We start from the raw sequence: 24999 nt of genomic DNA on the forward strand, positions 1-24999 counted from the left end.
AAAAGTGACACACCCAAAAAGAAACATACAATGAGTACACATAGATTCATATTAGAACCCTACAAAGGTGTCAGCACTCGACACACTTGCCCGAACTGCCACCACCAAAGATGTTTTTCCAAGTACATTGATACGGAGAAGCAAATCCAGTTCCCTGAGTACGTGGGGCGTTGTGACCATGAGCAGAAATGCGGTTATCACTTCACGCCTCGTGATTACTTTGAGCAGAACCCGTCTGAGAAAGAAAAGTTTGCGGAGAAGGAGAATAGTTTCAGGAACTATGCCCCTATTAAGGAAGCACAACCAATAGCTACTTCCTACATTGATTTGGATATAGTCAACCAATCATTGCGTGGCTATTCTGCAAACAAGTTGTTTCAATTTCTATCGGCTCAGTTCGGAGAGACGGAGACATTGGAACTCATGAAAAGATACAAGGTTGGTACTTCCAAGTATTGGGACGGTGCAACCGTATTCTGGCAAACGGACAATCAGAATAAAATCCGTACAGGTAAGATAATGCTTTACAATTCCGAAACAGGTAAGCGGATAAAAGAACCATACAATCATGTTACGTGGGTGCACTCCGTATTACACAAAGGTGATTACAATTTGAAGCAATGCTTCTTCGGTGAGCATCTGCTTCCTGAAGACAAAAGCCGTCCTGTCGCACTGGTCGAAAGCGAGAAAACGGCACTCATTGCTTCCTACTATCTGCCGCAGTTTCTATGGATAGCATCAGGTGGAAAGAACGGTTGCTTCAATGCCAACAGCCTATCCGTTCTGGTAGGAAGAAGCGTTGTGTTATTCCCCGATTTGGGGGCGACCGACTATTGGCAGAGCAAAATCGGTCTGATGAAAAGCTACGGGATTGAGGTACGAATGTTCGATTATATGGAAACCAATGCCACCGAAAACGAGCGAAAAGAGGGGTACGACATAGCCGATTATCTGCTCAAAGTGAAGCCCGACGAAGCTATCCTGCAACAGATGATAAAGAGAAATCCAGTCTTGAAAACACTGATAGATATATTCGATCTGAAGCTCATCAGCATACAAAAAGACCCTCCGCTGCCGAAAGTTTCACAGCCTAAGAAACGAGGATTCAGACTTTGAATACCGNACAAAAAGACCCTCCGCTGCCGAAAGTTTCACAGCCTAAGAAACGAGGATTCAGACTTTGAATACCGGAAGAGGAATCGAGACTTTTTTACTGTAGCAAGTTAATGTCGGTGTATTACATTTCCCGACCACTTGCTCCTCAAAAAGTCTGAGGAGGCAGCTCCCGATGGTCACAAATTATTCACTAAAAGCAATTCCAAATGGAAAAGAAATATACGATAACTCTCCGTCTGTCATACGACCAATTCGCATGGCTCGGTGCGCTTTGCAGACGGAGCAAGCAGACCCAAAGCGCAGTCATCCGTTCGCTCATTGAGAGCGGAACAGTACGTGAACGAATCACGAAAGAGCATATCCACATCATCCGTCAGTTGATAGGTGAAAGCACCAATCTTAACCAATTGGCGAAGCAGGCAAACACCTACGGATTCTTTGCTGTTGCCGAAAGATGCGAGGAGATGGCGCAGCGTATTAACCAACTCATAAAGCAACTGAAAGATGATAGGTAAGCAGACCAAAGGGACATCGTTCAGTGGCTGTGTCCGCTATGTCCTCAAAGAGGAGAAATCCAAATTGCTGGAAGCTGTCGGAGTGAATGGCTCACCCGAACAGATGGCGGAGCAATTTGAATTACAGGCGTTGCTCAACGACAAGGTAAAGAATATTGTCGGACACACCTCGCTCAACTTCTCTCCTGAAGATGGCGAATGCTTGAAGTCTGATGATGCGTTGATGTTGCAAATCGCCCACGACTATATGAAACTGATGGGCATCGAAAATACGCAATACATCATTGCCCGGCATATCGACCGTGAGCATCCGCATTGCCATATCGTTTTCAACCGAGTGGACAATGATGGCAAGACGATTAGCGACAAGAATGATTTTCGCAGGAATGAGAAAGTTTGCAAAATGTTGACCGCCAAATATCGCTTGCACTTTGCCAATGGTAAAGACCATATCAAAGAGGAACGCTTGCGCCCATACGATAAGGCAAAGCACGAGATATACAAGGCATTGAAAGAAGAACTGCCCACAGCTCATAGTTGGGATAATTTGAAAGATGCGCTTGCCGACCGGGAGATTGATATGAAATTCAAAGTCAGCCGGACTACACGGGAAATACAAGGTGTCAAGTTTGAACATAACGGCTTTTCTTTCTCCGGCTCAAAAGTAGGTCGAGAGTTCAGCTACTTGAATATCGACAACCGACTGGAAGAGAATGCTTGTGCATCTTTGTTGGAGTCTGCCAAACAGGAATCCAAACAACAAAAAGAAGAGGTACAGCAAAGCGTTTCCCATTCCGATGATAGCTTTGGCATCAGTCTCGGTTTGCTAAACGGTAGCTCATCCTACGATGCCACTGCCGCAGAAGAAGCAGAGTTCAATCGCCTAATGAAAAAGAAAAAGGCTAAGCGTAAGCGAGGCTTTCATTTATAATTCTCTATTTATTAATTTTTAAAACCCAATTATTTATGGTACAAAAAGATTTAATTCTTGATTTCAATCTCTACTTGTGTGAGAAATTTGGCTACAGAGAAAGCTGTAGCGTGATGTCCCATGCCAACGGCTTTTGTGTGGACATTCGTGAACGTGATTTAGACTGCTATATCCGCTTCTGGGAGTATAGCTGTGGAAGAGGCAACTTTCCCGACTGGTCTATCATCATTGTGCGCAGTAATTTCAAAAAGAACCAAGAAGAAAGCCTGAAAGACTTGGCTCGGTTCTTCAAGGAGTACATGCCACGCTATGGTTACAAATACCTATGTACCGAAGATGATGACCACAAGTACTATCAGACACTTGGTTTAAAGTGTATAATGGACGGTTTTTGTCCCAATTATGCACTAGCACTGAAAGATTTAAATATCTGATACATGGTCTTTAAGTTAAGGAGGGGATTTTTCCTCTCCTTTTCTCTTTCCGATACGCCCCATTATGAGAACGTGCCGTTTGAAGTGCCGGAGGGATGGATGTGGACAACTTTGGGAGTTATCGGTACTTGGCAATCAGGCGGAACACCTAGCCGTTCAAATAAATCATATTATGGTGGGAATATACCTTGGCTTAAAACTGGAGACTTAAACGATGGATATATTACTCATATTCCTGAATTTATTACAGAAGAAGCAGTCGTGAATTCTTCTGCAAAATTAAATCCTGTAGGAAGTGTTTTAATTGCAATGTATGGAGCGACGATTGGCAAACTGGGTATTCTTACATTCCCGGCAACAACAAACCAAGCATGTTGTGCTTGTATTGAATACGATGCTATCGACCCAATGTTTTTGTTTTATTTCCTTTTGTCTCAAAGAACAGCATTCATCGCAAAAGGTGGTGGCGGAGCCCAACCGAACATTTCAAAAGAAATAATAGTAAAGACCTATATCCCTTTACCTCCATTTCTAGAGCAACAGCGTATTGTAGCTGAAATAGAAAGATGGTTCTCGTTAATTGATATTATCGAGAATGGGAAAAATGATTTGCAAAACATTATCAAGCAAACCAAAAACAAAATTCTTGACCTTGCCATTCATGGAAAACTCGTATCGCAAGATCCGAATGATGAACCAGCCATTGAACTCTTGAAACGTATAAATCCCGGCTTTACACCTTGTGATAACGGGCATTATACGCAGTTGCCCGAAGGATGGACTGTTGCACCGATGCAAGTACTATGCTCTTTGGTTGATGGTGATAAGCAAAATGGCATAGAACGAACAAATCTTGATGTCAAATATTTGCGAGGTGAGCGTGATGCCAAGACTTTGACTTCTGGAAAGTATGTTACTGCAAATTCACTTTTGATTTTAGTAGATGGCGAGAACTCTGGTGAGGTATTTAGGACTCCGATTGACGGTTATCAAGGTAGTACTTTCAAACAGTTACTTATCAACGAAAATATGAACGAAGAATATGTACTACAAATTATCAACTTGCATAGGAAAGTCTTGCGAGAAAGCAAGGTTGGTTCTGCCATTCCCCACTTGAATAAGAAATTATTCAAAGCAATAGAAGTTCCTATTCCATCTTACAAGGAACAACAAAGGATTGTAATGGCAATAAATATTGCGTTTAAACAACTGGATTTGATCACGGAGAGTTTATAGGCTCTCCGTGATAGTATCTAATTGGTCAAAAATTCTTTGAACAGTCTCTACAATTCGTATCTGTTCTTTATATGGTGGTAAGGGAAAATCAAAATTACCAATAACAGAAGCACTGATATTAGGCTGTGCTCCTCCATATGCAATTTTTAGTATTTCATCAACTTTCGATTGCATATAAATATTTCGATAATCGGGAAACAATGAGGACTTGTTTAAGATTTTGATATTTCCTACACGTTGATTTAGGTATGCTATTTCATCAAACAAATATACTCCCATTTTTCCTGTTGTTGCTCCAGACATGGCAATCAGCAAATCTCCTTTCGAAATCTTAAATTTATTGTCCGTAATGCCCTCAACATAAACACAGTCAGTTATATCTATAGTATTATGAGTGATATTCGATATACGAACTAATGGTATTCCTTGTGACTTATAATCATTGCTGCTGAAAGCAAAGCCATTCTCAATTCTACACAAATCAGATAACTTGCATATAGCCCATCCTTTCGGTAAGTTCGTATAATGCCCGATACGTACCTTTATATTATTACCATATTCATTCTAATTCAATGTAGTATGGTAACAAAATTCAAAAATCAATTGGCAAAGAGTAATTTGGCCAAAAACACAGTCTCCTCTTATGTGTGGACGGTGCAGTATTTCCTCAATCATTATGGAGAAGTGAACAAGAAAAATCTTTTGGCATACAAGGGGTATTTGGTGGAGAACTTCAAACCGCAGACAGTGAACCTGCGCTTACAAGGAATCAACAAGTTCCTAGAGTTTATAAAACAGGAGAAACTAAAAGTGAAGTTCGTAAAAGTACAGCAAAAGAACTTTTTGGAAAATGTAATCAGCGATGCCGATTACAAATTTCTCAAAGCCCAACTTAAAGCCGATGGTTACGATGAATGGTATTTTATCGTGTGGTTTATGGCTGCTACAGGCGCACGTGTTAGTGAATTGCTCCACATTAAAGCGGAACATATCAAGGTGGGTTATCTCGACCTGTATAGTAAAGGTGGAAAGATTCGACGGCTATACATCCCAAAGAACCTACGAACAGAAGCCGATAAATGGTTGAAGAATCAAGGCCTGACATCTGGCTATATCTTCCTGAACCGTTTCGGGCAGCGCATTACTACTCGTGGAATTGCTTCCCAACTCAAGCATTTTGCCGAAAAATACGGAATGAACAAGGAAGTAGTTTATCCTCATTCATTCCGTCATCGTTTTGCTAAAAACTTCCTCGACCGCTTTAATGACCTTGCTCTACTAGCCGACCTTATGGGGCATGAGAGTATAGAAACCACTCGAATCTATCTTCGTAGAACTGCTAGCGAACAGCAGAAGATTGTGGATAAGGTCGTAAACTGGTAAAGCCGCATTAGCCCTTAGAAGTGTATTGATTTACACTTCTAAGGCTTTTTGAATATTATCAAGAACAGAGAATAGTTTTTTTATCTTTTGAACAATGCGTTGTTGCTCGGCAAGAGGAGGTAGTGGTATTTCAATTTTATGCAAAGCATTAGAAGATAGTCCAAGTAATCCTATACCTTTCCCTCCTATCAAATTGTTCTCTTTTAAATACGCCAATGTATAGTAGTAAAATGGTACACATAAATCAATCTTTGGACGAAGTCTATGAATGTGATTTTGAATGCAAATATCGTAATCATAGTTCCAAATTGCAGAGCGTCCAATATCGCCGCCTTCACACACAAGTAAATCCCCCTTTGTTACAGTGCATTTATCTAATTCACTCTCTTTGAAAGACATTTGCTTTATCACTGTAAAATCAAACTTATTCCAATACACATTTGAAGTAGTCAAATAATCTTTCATTACACCGTCCCTGTTGACTGAATTAAGGGCTTTACCTGTATTATGATTAAAAAGTTCCCCTAAAATTGTTTGTTGCCATCCTGCGGGATAATGCCTGTTATCACAAGTGATTTCTGCCTTCGAGTTGATGCGTTTGAGCAGTTCTGAGGCAGGTTCATCGTTTGGGTCTTGTGGTACGAGTTTGCCGTGAATGGCAAGGTCAAGAATCTTACTCTTGGCTTGCTTGATGGTTGCCTGCAAATCTTCCTTTCCACTTTCTATAACGTCAATCAAAGAGAACCAGTGTTCAATTTCTTTCACAATACGCTTTTGCTCAGCAAGAGGTGGCAATGGAATCATGCCATTACAAGCATCTGTTGTACTCAAGCGTGGCATCTTAACACCATATCCACATTGTTGCGTATAGTCAAGAAAATATGCCGAACGCAGTACATGATTAAGATAATATGAAGAAACATTACAGTATGAATTGAATGGCATTATTTCAGTTGTACAATATCCTGATTGTGGTGCGACCAAGACCTTATTCAGATATGTGCGTAATTTAGAGTATAGGATATCTCCTTTGTTGAATCTGTGCCGTACTCCTTTAATACTTCTTTTTGATCTAGAAAGTGTTTGAATGATTTTTGCTGTATCCTTTTCTAAATCTTCAAGTTCTAAAACCCAGTCGTCATCGGTTATGCTATCAACGGAAACATTATTACATTCGCCATAATTACTAATTTCTCCCAAAGTTGTCCACACCCACGAACTTGGTACCTCAAACGGTACGTTCTCATAATGGGGCGTATCAGAAGTCTTTGCAGACTTCTTGCTCCGCTTGATTTTTCCTTCTTTTATCAGTCGTTCTTTTTCAGCCTTGATTCGTTCGAGCAGAACTGATGCAGGTTCATCGTTAGGGTCTTGCGGTACAAGTTTTCCATGTATCGCAAGGTCGAGTATCTTTTGACGTAACGCTTTTGTATCCATTGTTGTATATCTGTTTGTAATTGTGCAGCCAAAAACTGCACAATTACTATTCATTTTCTTCCAGTTTCTTTAATTCCTCATTTTCTTCAAACTCTTCAATCCATTCCTTCACCTTGGCTTGCAATAAAGCCTTGTTGGGGAGATAGAGTTGATAAGCAGAAGCATAGATGTTAGTATCTTTAGGCAAGGTGAGTTCCACAAGTGCATCGTTCTTCTCCCGGCACAACAGAATGCCAATTGTCGGCTTTTCAAAGTCTTGTTTGACATAGCGGTCGTAATAGTTGACATACATCTGCATCTGTCCAAGGTCTTGGTGAGTAAGTTTGTCTATTTTCAAATCTATAAGCACATAGCATTGTAACAAACGATTGTAAAACACCAAGTCAACAAAGAAATGTTGCTCATCAAATGTGAACCTTTTCTGCCTTGCTTCAAAGAGGAACCCTTTGCCAAGTTCTAATAGGAATTGCTGCATCTTGTTGATAATGGCATTCTCCAATTTAGACTCTGAGTAAACTGCATCGGGTTTTAGACCAAGAAACTCTAATGTGATGGGATTCTTGATGATGTCCGATGGTTTCCCAATAGTTTGTCCTTCTTTCGCCAACCGCATTACTTCATCTTTGTTACGACTCAAAGCCAATCTCTCATAAAGACAGCTTCCTACTTGACGGCTGAGTTGCCTTTTAGACCATTGTTGTTGGGTACATTCTATTTCATAGAAGCTGCGGGCATCCGGATTTTCCACCCTCATCAGTATAAGATAATGAGACCATGAGAGAGCGAATGTCGTTTCAGAAAGATGTTCCTCTGCCTTCGGATAATCGGCTAACCACTGGTTAGCCTTTTGGCTCGACTTTGGACAACCACTGGTTAGCCCTTTAGAAAAGACAATATAAAACTGCCGTATATTCTTAAGCGTTGAATACGACCATCCATCTCCCAGCCTATCAGTCAGACGTTTAGAGAGTTCTTTCAGTACAGCCTTTCCGTATTCGGCTCTTGTCTCTCCCTTTTGCTCATATTCTACTATATATTGTCCAATATGGAACTTAGTATAGACCTCAGCAATATTGACGGCTGTTGCCACACGTTCCCTTGCCTGCGTGACAAGGTCAACAACCTTTAAGAACAGATCGTTTATATCTTTATCATTTGTGCTAATATCTTTTCGCATAGCTCAATTTTCTTCAATATTTGCAAGCAGTTTTTCAAGTTCAGTCACCGCTCTACTGATGGTCTGGCTCTTATCCTTGATGTCTGCCATCAGTTCTGCCAATGAACGGTCGTCCACCTCACCACCTTGTTTTATCCAAGTAATGTCAAGACTTGTTTTGTCTCTGGCAATAATTTCATCTACAGGGTATTTACGCCAACGACCTTGCGGATTATTCTCGGCATCGTAGGTCTCTACTCGATTATTGTAGCAAGAAACAAAATCATCCAAATGATGCCGTTCCAGTTTGTTGGTGGCAAGCGTATGCTTTATGTCTGTACGGTAATCGTAAAACCATATTTCTTTGGTTGGGTGTCCTTTGCTGAAAAACAACACGTTGGCTTTTACGCCTTGCGCATAGAAAATACCTGTAGGCAAGCGCAAGATAGTATGTAGATTGAAATCTTGCAATAAGCGTTTGCGAATAGTTTCACCTGCCCCTGCCTCAAAAAGGACATTGTCGGGAAGCACCACAGCAGCACGTCCTCCGGTTTTGAGCATAAGCATCATGTGCTGGAGAAAGTTTAACTGGTTATTCTTGGTTTCTACATAGAAATCCGGGCGGTTGATGTCCACAGAACCAGCCGGACGAGTTCCAAAAGGAGGATTGGCAAGTATCACATCAACAAGAGTTGACGGTTCTTTTTCCAAAGAATCCTCACAAACAATCGGACTACGGTCTGTACCGATACCATGCAAATAAAGATTCATGGAAGCGAGCGTCACCACTAAAGGCGTATTATCCACACCATGCAAAGCTTTGTCACGCAAGAAATCACGTTTTTCTTTACTTGCTGACTGACCTTTCATATAATCGTAAGCTGTAAGCAAGAATCCACCCGTTCCACAAGCCGGGTCACAAACCGTTTCACCCATTTGCGGATTGATACAATCTACCATTGCCTGAATAAGTGGACGAGGAGTAAAATACTGTCCTGCACCGCTTTTCTTGTCTTGCCCATTCTTTTCAAGAATACTTTCGTAGATAGCACCTTTCACATCACCGTCCATAATGAGCCATTGCTCCTCATCAATCATGGTGATAACTTTTTTTAGATAAACAGGTTTGTCTATCTTGTTTTGTGCCTTCGTATAAATTGTACCTATCAGATTATCCTGCTCGCTAAGCAATTTAAGGGTCTCTTCATATTGTTTTACCAAATCCAGACCATCAAGTGCTATCAAATCTGCCCACTGATAACCAGTTGGAATAGCCGACTCTTCTCCAAACATTTCTACATTTTCGACATCCATCTTCAAGAATAAAAGATAGGTCAGTTGGGTAATATAATCAGTGAATCCAATGCCTTGTCCGGCAAGAGTGGTTGCCAGATTCCATACTTTTTTGGTGAGCGATTGCTCTGTTGTATTATTTGTTGCCATTTCTTTATGCTGCTTTTCTTAAAACTACAAATGTGTAAAGTGAATGAAGTGCCTCGTCTGCCTTCTGCATATTACCAAACGCTCTAATCATTTGGGCTGCATGGGTAGCATCATCTTCACGAATATCCCTGACCGTACAAGCTCCATTAGAAGCAATATAATCCACAATACAACTGATAACCTCTCGCTGTTTGTCTGTTATTTCACGCTGGTTTTGTCCTAACCAAAGATTGAAAAACTGTTTAGAGGTAGTAACTACACTATCCAATCGTTCGATTTGGTGGAAAGCAAAGCGTACAAGTTGTATGATATTGGTCAATGCATCGCTTTCTTCTTTGGTAGTGGAACGCCTTACTACTTTAGGATTAACTATGGCATAAGAGTTCCAGAGTTGTTTGGATGTAAAATGATTGTTTGCCATTTTGAGTCTGTTCTCCAAATCCTTTAGCATCGAATAGGTTATAGGCTCTCCCTCATTGTTGTAAATGATGCGCAGTGCCTCTATTTCGTCATAGTATTTTTTACAAAAATCTTCAAAAGCCTCTGTCGTATTTTTTGCTTCCTCAATGGAAAACCCTTTGGAGATAAGCGTATCTTCACCCGGCATCAATGTATTGACGAATCCGGCTGCAAGTATCAGAAGGTATTTCCGGGCATCCGCATGATTGGCAAGCGGAGCGACTAGCCCCTTACGTTCATTGTTAGGCTCATCAGTGCTTACAAACTGTGGAAGAATGCCTTTCTCCAGTGCATCGTATATTCTGGCAGAAAGCTCCTTCATGTCATCATGAGACAGACGGACAAACTCTTTCCGTTGCGAATCATCCGCTTTATTGTATATTCGTGCAAGCGTTGCCGCAAGCCGTTTAAGGTATTCATCAGGAATATAGCCATGACTAATACGTTCTAACAGCTCCTTCAACGTAATTGTCTTTGTTGTAGGACCGTCGTCTATAGGTGCCACTGTTTGCGCATGTTCTGTCACGCCTACCGCATCAACCAAATAAAAACAATCCTTGCTGAATGCGTTCGGGGTAACATTGCGAAGTTGCTCATCACCAATAGTACGCACTCCACGCCCTTTCATCTGAATATACAAAGGCAATGACTCCACATCACGCATGAACATTACCACTTCCAGTGGCTTTACATCTGTTCCGGTGGCAACCAACGTACAGGTGACAGCAATACGGAAATCCTTGTCATTACGGAATTGGCGTATCAGTTCGTTACTATCGCCTGCTGAATAAGTGATTTTCTGAACAAAGCGGTCGTCAGTCCGTCCGAACACCTCTTTAGCTATCTGTACGATATTTGTGGCGTGAGCTTCATTGAGAGCAAATATCAAGGTTTTAGGTAAATAGTCCATATTCGGCTCACGTTGCGGGTCATTAAACAATTCTGTATAAACCACATCCCAATAGGTTGAAAGGATTAACTTTATCTGTGCCGGATTAATGACACTCCGATTAAGTTCTTTATTGGTGTAGGTTTTGGTTTCCTTGTTTCTCACAGTCTTAACCTCACCCGTATATCTCGTTTCTTCCTTTACTCTCTCACCCTCTAATATAGCTCCCCCAGTTTCCGTAACTTGCGTTTTTATTCGATACACCCTACAATCCACATTCACACCATCAACGATACTCTTTTCTAAGGTATAATTGACAATGATATTATAGTTAAAGAATTTCTTTGTCTCTTCAATCGGGGTTGCTGTCAAACCGACAAGTCGAGCCGTATCGAAATACTCCAACACCTTGCGCCAGTTCCCATAAATGGAGCGATGGCACTCGTCTATGATAATCATATCAAAGTAATCGTGCGGTAAGTTGGGATTAGGAGGCAAGGTTACCTCCTCTGCTGGTTCGTTCTCATCATCGTTATCGTTATCCTCAATAGTTTCTCCTTTCAAGAATGAGAATAGACGTTGTATTGTAGAAATAACGACATTGCTATCAGAAGGGATAGAAGACGAGCGAAGACGATTGACCGTAAAGATAGTATTGAAAGCATCCCCGTTCTCTGTCAGACGAAAAGTTCCGAATTCTCCCTCGGCTTGTTTTCCAAGATTATTTCGGTCAACAAGAAACAACACTCTACGCATGGGTGTATAAGAAAGCATTCGGTAGGCAGCAAGACAAGCCGTATATGTTTTACCCGCACCGGTGGCAAGAACCATCAACGCTCGATTTTGCCCAGCACGGAAACTCTTTTCAAGTTCTGTTACCGCTTCATATTGACAATCACGAAGCCCTTTCTTTTTCAATGTTGGAAGTCCGGCAAATGTATCCTCAATCCCCAGTTTCTTAACCAATTCATGTGGCGTAGGGATAGCCATTATCGGCTTGAAATAAGAATCCGGTTCACGAAAATCGCAGAAATATAGTTCCTTGCCATTCGAGGTAAAGATAAAAGGCAATGGCTTTTGGTATGTCTGATAGATATTCGGAACACTTCTTGCGTATAAGGCCGCTTGCTCGCATACTTTTGAAGCAAAAGCATCCGTTTCTTCACGTTTAGCCTCAAGCACGCCCACTGCTTTCCCATTAATAAAAAGGAAATAATCTGCTTCAAGATTTCCTTTCAATAAACCTTCTCTTATAGCTACAGCCGTACAAGTAGGTTCATAAGCATCCCTATTGACAACTTCCCAACCTGCATCAGTAAACCACTGGTCTATCTTTATTCTTGCTTTTTCTTCAGGAGTCATGTTCTTAATATTGTATATTATCGGAAGTTCATAGATACATCTGCAATAAACTGCAAAAGGTCTCCGATCCTCCCAACCTAATTAAATACTATTGTAACCTTTCCTTTTTATCGGTTATCAAATCTTTCAAATCAACTTGTAATATCTCCGCAATCTGTTGCAAGGTTTCCAAATTAGGCTGAATTCTATTACAGGCATAGGCATTGACCATACTAAAACTCTTGTTGAGCTGTTTAGCTAACCACGTTTGAGAAATACCTTTTTCGGATAAAACAGTCTTTATTCTATTCAGTTTCATTCTTTAATATGATTTTATAGTGCAAATGTAGTGAATTATATTCGATAATTCGGGTCTTTTTTGTATTTTTGTACGCAAAAACATAAGCATATGGGACATAAATGTTATATTTCTTTTAAAACAGAAGATAGTTGGTATAAACGAGAAATACAAAAATGGAGTGCCAATGAAAAAGTTGACATGATAGACAAGTCGCTAAATACCCCTATTAATTCTGAAGACGAAGACTATATTATGCGAAAAATCAGAGAAGATTATTTGTCTGATTCAACGGTTACAATCTTCTTGATTGGGGCACAGAGTGCAGAGACTTTGGGGTGGAAAGAACAGAAATTTATAAAGAGAGAGCTACAAGCGTCATTGTATAATAGCGAAGGTAATACTCGAAACGGAATTTTAGGAGTTGTATTACCTTCAATGTATGATTCAATATACAAAGGACAACATATATGCTCTATCTGTGGTAAAAGTCATAATACTGTAGCTATTAACGATGCGACTACTATTAAAGAATTTAGTAAAAATTATTACTTAAATAATCACGGAAAATGTGCATATGATGAAGATGATCGATTTTGCATCTTAGTTAAATGGGATGACTTCAAATGTAATCCTAACGCTTATATTGAACAAGCATTCAATAAGCGTAATCATCCTATAGCAAGTGAAGTAATTGTTAGACCTAAATGAATTTATAAATAATGGAAAGGAATTTATGTTTTATAGTAATGGGATTCGGCAAGAAAAAGGATCCAGATACTAACCGTACTATTGATTTAGATGCTACGTATAAAAAAATAATCCGTCCTGCCGTAGAATCCGCTGGATGCAAATGCATACGCGCTGACGAGATTGTAGAATCTGGAATAATTGATAGAAGTATGTATGCACTCTTATATTACGCTGACATTGTTATTGCAGACATATCAACTTTTAACCCTAATGCAATATACGAATTAGGAGTACGTCATGCATTACGTCCATATTCTACAATAATCATTAAAGAAGATGAAGGGAAAATACCGTTTGATATTGGACACGATAGAATAATAAGTTACAAACATTTAGGAAATGAAATTTCAGAAGCAGAAGCAAAGAAATGTATTCCGCAGCTTCGAACTTTAATTCAAAGTGTCATCAATGAGCCTAAAACGGATAGCCCACTTTATTCTTACATTCATCAAATAAAAAAACCGGAAATTTCAGAAGAAGAAATCTCCAGTATCATTGGAGAATTGAAAAATAATGAAGATTCTATTTATGCTTTGACTGAGATGGCGAAAGATAATATGGCAAAAGGTGATTTTGTTAAAGCAGAACAATTGTGGGAGAAATTGTGTTCTAAAACAGAAAATGAAAAATACTATATTCAACAACGAGCGTTGTGCCGTTACAAAAGTGAAGTACCATCTACACAAAGAGCGTTGACCGATGCTATGCTAATAATGGCGAAAATAGGAAACCAAACAGATACAGAAACTCTTGGAATTTTAGGAGCAATAAATAAAAGATTATGGGAAATAACATCCGATAAAAGTTATCTTAACTCAGCCATAGATTCATATAAAAAAGGATGGAATCAATATAAAGATTATTATACAGGTGAAAACTATGCAACTTGTATGTATATAAAATCATTGCATGAGATATCAGAAGAACTAAAGACACATTCTATAGTTGAAGCCAAACTCACATATGCTGAGATTATTGATATAATTCTGAAATCTCTTGAAGACCCAGAAGCCGAAGAGTTGCTTTGGAAATATGCTTCTTTATCTAATGCCTATCTTGCATTAGGCAACCATGCTGAAGCTGAAAAGTATGAGAGACTATTTCACGACCAGCAACCCTTACAATGGCAAATAGATAGTTTCGAGAAAACAAAATCAATTTTAAAGAAATAAAAACATGGCTAAAACATATAAAATTTTCATTAGTCATTCTTGGTCACATGTAAATGACTTAAAATCGTTAAGAAACCTTCTCGAATCAAGAGGGTACTTTAATGTTGAATTTACAGAATTTCCACCAACAGATTCTATAAATTCAATGAATACATATTACATAAGACAGCGAATCTCAGAAAGAATAGCGGCTTCGGATATTGTTTTAGGTATCGCTGGAATCTATGCTTCATATAGTGATTGGATGAAATGGGAGCTTGACAAAGCTATAGAAAAAGGAGTTCCAATTATTGGGGTAATCCCAAGAGGACAAGAGCGAATTTCTGCTATTGTAAATGATAGAGCCGACGAAATTGTTCATTGGAATACAGAAAGCATAGTATCTGCTATACGAAAACATGCGAAATGATATTACGATGGTCAATTTCGATGAATACATCCAGCAAGGCGAACCGCAAAAGCGTGAAAGAGGCTATGCTTGGCAAACGGCAATAGGACTTCAAGCGGTAGATGGCTTGAAGCCCTCGGATTATCTTATTGAAACTGCTCGCAAGCATATTGAGGGAGACATAACCATTGATGAAGTACAACAACTTATCAAGAGTTACTACGATTCAAAAGACATTCGTACTGAAAAGGATAACGAAACAGAAGAAGCGGATAAAGTTTCTGCCAATATAACCAAACTATTGAATGAGCGTTCATTTGCTTTTACCGTAGCCGGATTGACCGCCATTCATCGGCGTATATTTGATGGAGTATTCAAGTTTGCCGGACAAATCAGAGATTACAATATCACCAAAAAAGAATGGGTGCTTCGTGGCGATACGGTATTTTATGTATCTGCTCCCGACATTCGCAGAGCCATAGAGTATGATCTTGAACAAGAAAAGGCGTTTGATTATACAGGATTATATATAGACCAAATTGTCACTCATATTACCCAATTCGTATCCGGGTTGTGGCAGATTCATCCGTTTGGAGAAGGCAATACCCGAACAACAGCAGTGTTCACCATCCAGTATTTACGCTCGATGGGATTCAATGTCGAGAACGACCTTTTTGCCAATCATTCTTGGTATTTCCGTAATGCTTTGGTTAGAGCCAATTATCAAAACATACAAAAAGGCATCAAAAGAGAGCCTGTGTATTTAGAACGATTCTTCCGAAATCTATTGATAGGAGAAAACAATGAATTGAGGAATCGTTTCATGGTGGTTAATGCCCCCGAAGACATGGGTATCTCCACCCCGACAAGTACCCCGACAAGTACCCCGACAAGCTTAGATAATCCATTACAGATAGATAATGAAAATATCAACCGTTTAATAGAGGTACTTGCAAACAATAGATTATCAGTCAAAGAGATGATGGCAGCCGTAGGTTTAAAGAACCGTGAAAATTTCATGGAATACTCTCTCAATCCAGCCATAAAAGAGGGATTTGTTTCTATGCTCTACCCAGACAAGCCCCGTCATCCTCGTCAGAAATACATGTTGACGATTAAAGGATTGGCGGTGTATAACTCCAATAACATGAAATAATGATAGACGAGAACAATATACCCTCTATTCAACCCGACTTTGAACGGATTAAAAAGCAAGATAATAAAGGTTTAGAGTATTGGACTTCTCGTGAGTTGTGCACCGCATTAGGCTATGGCACATACCAAAAATTCAATCGTACTCTAAACAAAGCTATCGCCATAGCCAATAAGAAAGGTTGTAACACTACCGAGCATTTTAATGCTACGTTTGAGATGGTCAAACTAAATTCCGGCTCCTTTCGTAAGGTGGAGAATATACATCTATCACGAATCGCTTGTTTGATGATTGCTGAAAATGCCGATAGTAAGAAGCCACAAGTACAGATAGCAAAAGAATATTTCAAACAAGAAATATCAACTCCTGAATTAATAGACAACAGTCTATCTTCCAACATATTGCTATACAAGACGAAACAAGGAGAAAGCCGTATAGAGGTCATCTTCAATAATGAAACATTTTGGATGTCGCAAAAGCGAATGGCCGATTTGTTTGGTGTTGAAACGAATACGATCAATAACCATCTGAAAGAGATATTCAAAAGCGGAGAATTGGAGGAGAGTTCAGTTATTCGAAAAATTCGAACAACTGAACTTGATGGCAAGAACGATGATACATTGTTCTACAATTTGGATGCGGTTATTGCTGTTGGGTTTCGTGTGGGCAGTTATCAAGCGGGCCAATTCCGGATGTGGGCTACATCGGTTCTAAAAGAAATGATCATAAAAGGATTTGTATTGGATGATGAACGCTTGAAACAGGGCAAACATTTTGGCAAAGATTATTTTGACGACCTATTAGAACGTATCCGAGAAATACGAGTTTCAGAACGTCGGTATTATCAGAAAATCACCGATGTCTATGCCGAATGTAGTGCCGATTATGATCCTAAGGCTGAGACCACCCTACAATTCTTCAAGAGGGTGCAAGATATGATGTATTGGGCTACTTCCCATCAAACGGCAACCGAAATCATCTATTCAAGAGCAGATGCCCAAAAGCCCCACATGGGACTTACCACGTGGAAAAACGCTCCTGACGGCAGAGTCCAAAAGTCGGATACAATTATCGCCCAGAATTACTTGTCCGACAAAGAAGTCTCAGCTTTCAATCGTCTATCAACCGCATTCCTTGATTTGGCCGAACTTCGTGCCGAACGGCAAATCATCTCCACAATGGCAGATTGGAAAAAGCAATTGGATGATTTCCTGACTCTATATGAGTATGACAAATACAATGAGGCTGGCACCATTTCTGCCGAACAAGCGAAAGAAAAGGCATACGCTGAATATGATAAATTTCGCTTTATACAAGACAAGGAGTTTCTTTCGGATTTTGATAAAGAAATCAAGATATGGAAAGAGAAGGAGGGGTATGGTAAGGATTAATTCTATCTATAAACACTATTAACAGGAACATAAGATGAACCATAACGGCATATTCTCACTATCTTTTCCCGAAACTAAGACAATAATTGTTTCCGGTGATATTCATGAGACTTTAATCTGTTGGTGTTCAAACTATGTATCCAATATTAGATGCTCGACATTATGGAGTTCTGTCAAATATATTAATTATACCATTTCGGGTATAATATTGATACAATAAGCAGAATTATACCCGATAGGATATAATAGTTGTTACAAGCATATAAGTGTTTCTGTTGGGACATACAAACATTTTCCATTGTGGGCAAACGGAAGCAATTACATTTTTTCAAGCGAATAATTCAACTTCATTACACTTTTTCAAACGAATATAACCCATTTCTCTACACTTTTTCAAGCGAATCGAGTGTATATCTACAAAAGTTTTCTGGCTCTATAACCGTTTTTCTACTGTAAATCAACCTCTTTGGAAGAAAAAGTCCACGCAAACCACAGAAATCCCAAGAAAACCACTACCTTTGTATTCAACAAGCGTTCTGTAACACACCTACGGAAATGCCCTATCACTCAACACCTTGTATCTGATAGCGGACATTCCACAAAAAGGCTGAAAAGAGGCGGTACAACACGTATATGCAAAGCTATGAAATACAGCGGTTTGCATTTGTCCCTACATTCTGTGCATTTGTCAAAACTGTGGTTGTACCGATTAAAATGAATGGTCACTGATAATCAGTGATGTAAATATGCTGNGGCTGAAAAGAGGCGGTACAACACGTATATGCAAAGCTATGAAATACAGCGGTTTGCATTTGTCCCTACATTCTGTGCATTTGTCAAAACTGTGGTTGTACCGATTAAAATGAATGGTCACTGATAATCAGTGATGTAAATATGCTGCATCGGCAAGTAAGTGGTAATCATCAACGATTATCAAGGCGTTCAAAATGAACGCCTTTCTTTTTAGCCTTATAAGCGATAGTTATCGTTTATAAGGCATGATGCTCCAGAAGAAATCCATCAGACTTTTCCATTTCAGTCAGCAAATAATCTGATAAAACATGGAGATGTCAAAACTCCCCTTTTACCACCCCACCCTGGCTACAACTACCTGTGCGAGAGTGATTTTTAGTTTATGAGCGTTTCAACACACCCGCATGATTTCCTTGAAAACCAGAAAATGCCAAGATAAAAACAAGTTCAAATTCTTATTGCAAACTTTATTTTGATCACAAGATATTCTCATTGAAACATTTATCCTTATCCGGAGTTTCAAACGAAATCTTTAGCAACATATTCAGAAATCTTTATATCTTTCTCCATAACAAAACCTTCCTGGTCATAACCTCTGTGAAGCCTGTGAATACACTCTACAAGCGAAAGTAGCCTTATATCTGGAACTTCCATTTGTCCAAACTTACCATACTGATTATCATATCTTTCCCGGCTTCCTAATGAGATTCTAGCTTCATAGTCTTTCGGTATAAGGAACGATGCTCTTTCCCCAAGATATCGGTAATATTCACTCAAAAAAATATGCACGCCGGCAAGATCCAAATCACCAAAATGGATATAGGGGTTAGGAATGGAAAGTAACCATTCCAAAAGGTCACGGCTCTGCTCCTGCGGATATCTGGAAACAAAGAGTATTTTCGTCCCCGCGGACAGACAGGTTCCAAACAGCCATTTTTGTTTTCTGATATATCTGAAATTCTCCGGATTTTCCACACCTATAATAACAACATCTTCGGGTATTAAAAAATCATTGAAATCATATATGAAGGTGAATGTTCCGTCTTCCGGTAACAATTCAATGTGCTCTCCGGCAAGAGTGACAGATATGGAGTCATAGCAGTTGACAAGAAATCCGCGGAAAGTACGTTGCTGTCTTACCTTTGAATTCCCTGTAATCTTCACTTGCTCTGCCCTGCTCGCATTCTCTTTTTTCAGTAGGGAAAGGTATGCCTCCAGATCCCTGATGTCATAATGCGTTGCCAGATAATTTCTTAGCGATTGCTCGTCACGGGCACGATAACTCTTCCTGCTGCCCTTAGTAATAGCAACCAGTATTCCGTCAGAAATCATGCACTCAAACCATTCCCCTTTCAGGACACTGGCCGGCATAGAATCTCCATTTGCAAGCCTTATCAGCCTCTCAATAAGTGCAGAAGTCGTTTTCATCTTATAGTTAACAATGTTTTCACTACCGTATTGCTCTTTTCATCCTTGCTCAATGAATAAGTGTACTTATACACTTGGGCGTTATATGTTGTCGGAGAGCTGTTTATAAGGAATATATTACGCACATTGGCAAACTTCAATATACCTTCCACATTATCGGGATGAAGCTTTCCTATTTCGTCCATCATGCAATGTAGCTTGAAATCACCAAACCGTTTGGAGATTTTCCGCTTGAAGACATTGATTAGCATGATGTTTACCATCGATTTTACCAAAATGTCTGTACCGTCGGAACCTACATTAGAAAGCTTCTCCACCCAGTTAGTATCGTTGTCATTTTCCTTGACTTTAAACTCAAGTTTGAATGTATCCGAGAGCGTAATTTTCTCACGCTTCTTCTCAATGTCCATCATGTCAATGAGGCTCATCAATAATTTTACCGCCTCTTCGTTTGTTCTGTTCAGTGACTCTTCCGTCGAAAAGAGGTTCAGGTTTCCGATATCAAATCCATGTTCTTCGTCGAATTTCTTGATATTAAGAAGCTGTTGCATCAGCCTGTCACTGCTCTCTACGGCACGAAGTTCGATTTCCTTGATTACACCGGCAAAATTATTTTTCCGGAAATCGCGGTTTATTTCATTGATTGTCGATTTGATTTCAGCATTGTGCTGATTCAAATCACCGACCTCTCTGGCAATACGCTTGATAATGCTTGCATACTGGCTACTGGTACGTGTGCGATATTCTTCAATCTTTCCATTCGAAATGAATTCGTTCAGTTCTGATGCAAATTCGGTATAATCCGACTCTGCATTGAACTCAGTCCGAAAGTGGAAAGTATTTTGAGAAGAGAAATTGCTTTTGAATATAGTCACAGCCTTTTTAAAATCCTCCATCCTTTGCTGCTGTGCAGCTATGCTGTCCCGGAGACTGTCCAGAATATCAGAAAGCTGTGCCTGCGTCTCTTTTGTTCCGGCATCGTCAATATCGACAGGACGGCTTTCGGTACTTAGAAATACCCTGACCTTTTCAATTGCCTCTTTCAGTTTTTCAGCTTCAGAACGATACGACTGGAGTTCCTCAGAGAAAAGCCGTATCTCTTTCTCCTTCTTTTCTCTCCTAAGTTCAAATTTATTCTGCAGGTCTTGCAACTTATTAAGCAACAGCCTCTTCTCCTCTTTCTTTGATGACTCCACATCAAAATACTCTTTCTTGTCGTTTTGCCAAGAGTAGAAATCAGGTCTGTGATTTTCTATAAAATACAAGTCATCATCGATAGTCTGCAATTCTCTTCTAATTTCAGACAACTTGTCAACATCAACGCCGAGACCTTTCAGTTCGGCATCCATCTGTGCTTCAAGCTCATGTTTGCGAGTTGCAGTGTCAGTTTCCTGACGTTGCACAGAAACTGATATTTCATCTTTCTTCTCCTTTGCAACGGCCTCAACTTCCTTCTTCTTTCGCTCAAATGATTTGCGCAAATCTTCCGTCTCTTTCTGCTTTTTAGAAGCCGCCTCCTGTTTTAATGTTTTTAATCGGCCTAACTGTTCCTCTATTTTTCCAAGTTTTTCTATGACAGAACCAATCTCCCGCATTCTCCATTCTTTCAGTTTAGACTGATAGTCTGCGATTCCCTTCCTATGCCGTTCAATTCGATCCGGCATCTGTCTGAGTTCTGCTTCAAGACTGATGTTTTCAAAGCGGAGGGCCTTTAGTTTTGAAGCGGGGATGCGTTCCAGTTCTCTGATATCATTATCAAGCCTCTCCTGTCTTCCTGCGATTTTGTTGTCAAGCTGTTTGAGTTTTTGCTCAAAAGTATCGATTTGAGAACGAATCTCTTCCGGTGTTTTCGCCGTTTTGGATATATTTTGCAACTCAATTCGTACCCCATACAGAGTCTCAGAGTTTATAGTCTTCTGTGGGTCAAGAGACGTACTGTAAAGTATCTCGTCATCTACAACCTTTCCTAAAGTATCTTTCCAATCAACCACGTTATTGTCCAGCCATTCAATGAATGAGCCTTTTTGTCTGTCAAGAAGTTCTTTCAGTTTATCTATTTCTCTTTTTATCCCCTCTTTGGCATGCCTTATCTCCAGAATTTCTTTTTCACAGTTATTTTCAAGTTCTTTACGTTCAGATTCTGTTTTGCTTGTAATCCGGACTATTTCCTGTTGTTTCTTTACCTGTTGTTCGGTAAGTAAAAACCTCTTTTTCTCCAACTCTTCAATCTGCGCTGTCAGTTCTTGCATTTCTTTTTCAAACGGATTGAATTGCCGGACATACTGCTCTTGAAGTCTTAGCTCTGTTTTTTCCTGTTGGACAGCCTCTATATCTGCCTGAATGCCATCAGTCTTTTGCTGATAAGTTGAATTCAGCTCTGTCAGCCTGCCTGTGAGTTCGGTCTGAAGACCTGCGATATTCCGGGTCATTTGGCTTTCAATATCATTGATGTACTGCCCGGCCTGCAGACAGAACTCTTTAAGACTGTTGTCAAGCCCTAGTATCAATGTATCATAGCGCATCTTGACACTTTGATTTTTATCAGTAAGAATATTTTCCTGACGAACCAAAGAGTTTTTACGAATATGCAGTTCTTTTTCTTTCGAGATTTTATCAATAATTGAACTAATGCCAATCTCTGTATAATGCTGCATCTTCGCCCTTCCCTGCCTTAGGAATTCATTTACAATTGCTTCTTTACCTTTAAGGTCATCCCGCTCTTTGTTGAACTTCTCATTTTCTTCGCCCAAAAGTCTTTTTTGGCGGGCAAGTTCCTGAGATTTAACCGCAATGTTCTCTTCTATATGAGGAAGTCTTTCCGTATCACGCTCCAAAGCATAGTTCAGCTTGGCACAAAGTTCTTTAATTCTTTTCCGCACCACCTCATACAAAGAGTACTTTTCTATTACACTTTCCGCATCTGTCCTTACCTTCACCTTACCGTTTCTCTCCTTCTTGAACCACTTCCAGATGTCTTCGTATTGCTGACGGAAGTACTTGACGTGTTCCCTGTAAAAATTCAAATCTATGCTATCACCGGCAAAATCCATTGAGTCGATGATTGTATCTTTTATGACGCGTGACTCCAGACTCTGATTCAAGAAAATGTTTTGAATGGTACGCGGAACATTCTGATATCTGGAACTTTCCATCAGATTAAAGCGACGCAACTCTTTGGCTGCATTCTGTGTATTACCGTATATGATGTCCCTGAATTCCTCGTACCCTCTAATAATGTTGCTTCTGAATACCTTTGTCCCAATTTGCTCACTTATCCTGCCCCATTCATACCTGACATTATTGTCTTCCTCAACAAAAAAACGCTTCTCGTATGGACAGTCCACAATGCGGAAAGCAACCCTTCCGTTGGACGCAAAAGTCACCACAAAGAACTTCCCGTTTTCCCTGCAAATTTCATAAATGAGGTAAGAATTGGGATATGGAAAATAAAATTCGTCATAGCTTTTCTGCTTGTCCTGAGTACGTATTCCCAACTTACTTTTGTCCACATTGTAAAAGAACAAAACGGCACGGAGCAGAGTGGATTTTCCCACACCCTGAGTACCGATAAAATGAACGTTTCCGTCAAGCTTGACTTCTGCATAAGGAATGTGCGCACTGTTTATGAATATTATCTTATTCAGGTATCTCATCTTTCACCTCCTCGTCAATGTTTATACAAGATATTATCTGTTCTATATAATGGAATGCCGAAGTAATCTGGTACCTTCCTTCCGATTCGTTTGTCTGTTCGGCAAATCCCATATTTACCATATTATTCACCAGTGCCTCCAGTTTGTCCCTATTGGACTGTTTATCCTGAAATAACCTTGAAAGTTTTTCTTTCAGTTCAAGGTCGGACGAAACCCTTATTTCCATTTGTGCCAATGAAAATTGGGTTCCTGCATCAAATGTTGTATCGTATGTTTTCAGAAAGTCCAAGTAATCAATCCAAGAAAAAAGAGACTGCAGTTTGTTCTCAATATTTACTTTCGCTTCTTTTCTGCTGAAATAATAGAATCCGTCTCCTGCCGAAAGATTGAAATCAATCAGACGGAAATAGTCTTCATATTCTTGCTGACATTCTTCAAGGTCGTTGTAAATAGCCCTGATTTCAGGGTCAATGCTATTGCCCGAAATAAATTGCCCTTTAGACAATCTTTGAAAAACTTCACTGGTATATTTCATCTTGAGTAGATTAGGGGGTATTCAATATTGTTTATTTTTTTAATCTCAGACGAGTACTTTAATTGTGCATCATACTGTGATGCCAATTGAAGGAATAGCACAAGTCGCGTTTCTTCATCTGCCTGTATAGAGAATTCATAATTCCACACATAATTAAAGAGATCAGCACTCTGTGCAAAGAAACCATTCATTATTTCAGCGTGGTTGAACATCCGACTTGTCTCGTGGTTTTCTGAAAGATATTTATCATCAATTCTGTCGGCAAGTCTTGCTCTGATGGTGCTTTTCTTTGACAGCCGGCCTCTTATATTCCTTAGTATATCAAGGGCAGAATCATCATTCCTCAGAAAGTCAAGCGATACTCTGGTTATGTATTTAGGCTGCTTTTCCATCCACAAATCATTAGTATGGGCGAGCATATTCTTGACATCTGTGCTTTCTTCTATCATCAGCTGATCTCTCATGTATTTCAATTGTCTGATTTTCTTAACGAGTCTGCTCTGATATTCTATCTTGTTCAGATAGTCGATAATCTGCGCTGAAATGGCTATCAGTGCATGGGCTGAATCGTGCAATCCTTCTTTTACTTCGCTGATAGTCTGTTTCAGGCCAATATCCATTGCTGCGTTGGCAAAGAATATTGTTTGTTCATCCATTACTTTTTCAGTCTGTCTTACAAGTTCTGCTATTATCCTGTTTTTTTCATCAAAGTCTCGTAGTCTCAGCTCTTTTATTTTGAAATTCGGTTCCTGTTTGTAAGTTTGCTCAACATTTCTTTTCAGGTCAACGACATTTCTTCTGGTAGCGTTTTCAATACTTTTGAATATATGACGTATTTCCCTCAGATATTGTGCTCTTCTTGCCGGAGTGTCTGCAGCTAAAAAAGAATCCATACTCAGCTTCAGTTTTGAAATGTAAGTCTGAACGGAGGCAATGTTTATGTCTTCGTTTACTGCCAGCACCTCTTCAAAAAATATTCTGTAAGTTTCACCCAATTCAAGTGTGTCTCCGGCCTGCGTAATGACTCCGTAACTTATAAGGTGCTTCAACTTGTTTTCGTCTCCATCCAGGGTTTCGACGGCATCGTTATATTGTACCGATACGGTCTTCCGCTTGAAGAACATATCGTTGAGCA

The 24999-nt window shown here is 39.7% G+C and carries 21 protein-coding genes; 11 read left to right on the forward strand and 10 right to left on the reverse strand.

Translation table 11 applies throughout. From position 1 onward, the window contains the following. Nucleotides 1-30 precede the first annotated feature (30 nt). From IR173_RS05185 to IR173_RS05205, 5 genes are all read left to right on the forward strand, one after another. Complete coding sequence (locus IR173_RS05185; RefSeq protein WP_237038619.1) at nt 31-1116, forward strand: DUF6371 domain-containing protein; 1086 nt, start codon at nt 31-33, stop codon at nt 1114-1116. A 206-nt stretch (nt 1117-1322) separates the two neighbouring features. Continuing rightward, entirely contained in the window at nt 1323-1631 is a 309-nt protein-coding gene (locus IR173_RS05190) for a MobC family plasmid mobilization relaxosome protein (RefSeq protein ID WP_087375710.1), read from the forward strand. Next, nucleotides 1621-2562, forward strand: a complete 942-nt coding sequence (locus IR173_RS05195; RefSeq protein WP_087375711.1) for a relaxase/mobilization nuclease domain-containing protein — start codon at nt 1621-1623, stop codon at nt 2560-2562. The genes IR173_RS05190 and IR173_RS05195 overlap by 11 nt, the downstream gene beginning before the upstream one ends. A gap of 35 nt (nt 2563-2597) precedes the next feature. After that, nucleotides 2598-2996: a hypothetical protein gene (locus IR173_RS05200; protein ID WP_087375712.1), complete on the forward strand. Its 399-nt coding sequence runs from the start codon at nt 2598-2600 to the stop codon at nt 2994-2996. A gap of 72 nt (nt 2997-3068) precedes the next feature. Further along, nucleotides 3069-4232 carry a restriction endonuclease subunit S gene (locus tag IR173_RS05205; protein WP_407921736.1) on the forward strand — a complete coding sequence of 388 codons (1164 nt, stop codon included), beginning with the start codon at nt 3069-3071 and terminating at the stop codon, nt 4230-4232. On the opposite strand, the gene IR173_RS05210 is transcribed toward IR173_RS05205, so the two are convergent. Beyond that, nucleotides 4227-4778: a restriction endonuclease subunit S gene (locus IR173_RS05210; RefSeq protein WP_117719734.1), complete on the reverse strand. Its 552-nt coding sequence runs from the start codon at nt 4776-4778 to the stop codon at nt 4227-4229. The two genes, IR173_RS05205 and IR173_RS05210, sit on opposite strands and share 6 nt — an antisense overlap. 33 nt (nt 4779-4811) lie before the next feature. Between IR173_RS05210 and IR173_RS05215 the strand changes: the two genes are divergently transcribed. Further along, nucleotides 4812-5615 carry a tyrosine-type recombinase/integrase gene (locus IR173_RS05215; RefSeq protein ID WP_087375798.1) on the forward strand — a complete coding sequence of 268 codons (804 nt, stop codon included), beginning with the start codon at nt 4812-4814 and terminating at the stop codon, nt 5613-5615. Between the two features lie 30 nt (nt 5616-5645). On the opposite strand, the gene IR173_RS05220 is transcribed toward IR173_RS05215, so the two are convergent. The 5 genes from IR173_RS05220 to IR173_RS05240 all read right to left on the reverse strand — a co-directional run bounded on the left by IR173_RS05220 (nt 5646) and on the right by IR173_RS05240 (nt 12659). After that, nucleotides 5646-7052, reverse strand: coding sequence for a restriction endonuclease subunit S (locus IR173_RS05220; RefSeq protein WP_237038620.1), 1407 nt, complete (start codon nt 7050-7052; stop codon nt 5646-5648). A 46-nt stretch (nt 7053-7098) separates the two neighbouring features. Next, nucleotides 7099-8229 (reverse strand): PDDEXK nuclease domain-containing protein, encoded by a 1131-nt coding sequence (locus tag IR173_RS05225; RefSeq protein WP_087375726.1) that lies wholly within the window; start codon nt 8227-8229, stop codon nt 7099-7101. A gap of 3 nt (nt 8230-8232) precedes the next feature. Then, nucleotides 8233-9651, reverse strand: coding sequence for a type I restriction-modification system subunit M (locus tag IR173_RS05230; RefSeq protein WP_087375727.1), 1419 nt, complete (start codon nt 9649-9651; stop codon nt 8233-8235). Between the two features lie 4 nt (nt 9652-9655). Next, the gene (locus tag IR173_RS05235) at nt 9656-12361 is read right to left on the reverse strand and encodes a type I restriction endonuclease subunit R (RefSeq protein WP_087375728.1); all 2706 of its coding nucleotides are present in this window, start codon (nt 12359-12361) and stop codon (nt 9656-9658) included. Between the two features lie 88 nt (nt 12362-12449). Further along, on the reverse strand, nt 12450-12659 hold the full coding sequence (locus IR173_RS05240; protein WP_087375729.1) for a helix-turn-helix domain-containing protein: 210 nt from the start codon (nt 12657-12659) through the stop codon (nt 12450-12452). Between the two features lie 90 nt (nt 12660-12749). On the opposite strand from IR173_RS05240, the gene IR173_RS05245 reads away from it, so the two are divergent. The 5 genes from IR173_RS05245 to rhuM are packed head-to-tail and all read left to right on the forward strand — an operon-like array spanning nt 12750 to nt 17495. Next, nucleotides 12750-13349, forward strand: coding sequence for a TIR domain-containing protein (locus IR173_RS05245; RefSeq protein WP_087375730.1), 600 nt, complete (start codon nt 12750-12752; stop codon nt 13347-13349). Between the two features lie 11 nt (nt 13350-13360). Next, nucleotides 13361-14563, forward strand: a complete 1203-nt coding sequence (locus IR173_RS05250; RefSeq protein ID WP_087375731.1) for a tetratricopeptide repeat-containing protein — start codon at nt 13361-13363, stop codon at nt 14561-14563. Nucleotides 14564-14567: 4 nt separating this feature from the next. Beyond that, the gene (locus IR173_RS05255) at nt 14568-14972 is read left to right on the forward strand and encodes a TIR domain-containing protein (protein WP_087375732.1); all 405 of its coding nucleotides are present in this window, start codon (nt 14568-14570) and stop codon (nt 14970-14972) included. 7 nt (nt 14973-14979) lie between these two features. After that, on the forward strand, nt 14980-16107 hold the full coding sequence (locus IR173_RS05260; RefSeq protein ID WP_087375739.1) for a Fic family protein: 1128 nt from the start codon (nt 14980-14982) through the stop codon (nt 16105-16107). Further along, complete coding sequence (gene rhuM / locus IR173_RS05265) at nt 16107-17495, forward strand: RhuM family protein (RefSeq protein WP_087375733.1); 1389 nt, start codon at nt 16107-16109, stop codon at nt 17493-17495. The genes IR173_RS05260 and rhuM overlap by 1 nt, the downstream gene beginning before the upstream one ends. Before the next feature lie 1272 nt (nt 17496-18767). Here the strand turns inward: rhuM and IR173_RS05270 are convergent. From IR173_RS05270 to IR173_RS05285, 4 genes are read right to left on the reverse strand one after another with little or no spacing between them, the layout of a single operon-like run. Continuing rightward, the gene (locus IR173_RS05270; RefSeq protein ID WP_237038621.1) at nt 18768-19676 is read right to left on the reverse strand and encodes a hypothetical protein; all 909 of its coding nucleotides are present in this window, start codon (nt 19674-19676) and stop codon (nt 18768-18770) included. Then, on the reverse strand, nt 19673-23329 hold the full coding sequence (locus IR173_RS05275; protein WP_237038622.1) for an ATP-binding protein: 3657 nt from the start codon (nt 23327-23329) through the stop codon (nt 19673-19675). Before IR173_RS05275 ends, IR173_RS05270 begins: the two co-directional genes overlap by 4 nt. Next, nucleotides 23313-23864: a condensin complex protein MksE gene (locus IR173_RS05280; protein WP_237038623.1), complete on the reverse strand. Its 552-nt coding sequence runs from the start codon at nt 23862-23864 to the stop codon at nt 23313-23315. The genes IR173_RS05275 and IR173_RS05280 overlap by 17 nt, the downstream gene beginning before the upstream one ends. Further along, complete coding sequence (locus tag IR173_RS05285; protein ID WP_237038624.1) at nt 23861-24988, reverse strand: hypothetical protein; 1128 nt, start codon at nt 24986-24988, stop codon at nt 23861-23863. The genes IR173_RS05280 and IR173_RS05285 overlap by 4 nt, the downstream gene beginning before the upstream one ends. Between the last annotated feature and the right edge of the window lie 11 nt (nt 24989-24999).

Origin of the sequence: Phocaeicola faecalis, from assembly GCF_021730445.1 — a bacterium.
GTDB classification, from domain to species: domain Bacteria; phylum Bacteroidota; class Bacteroidia; order Bacteroidales; family Bacteroidaceae; genus Phocaeicola; species Phocaeicola faecalis.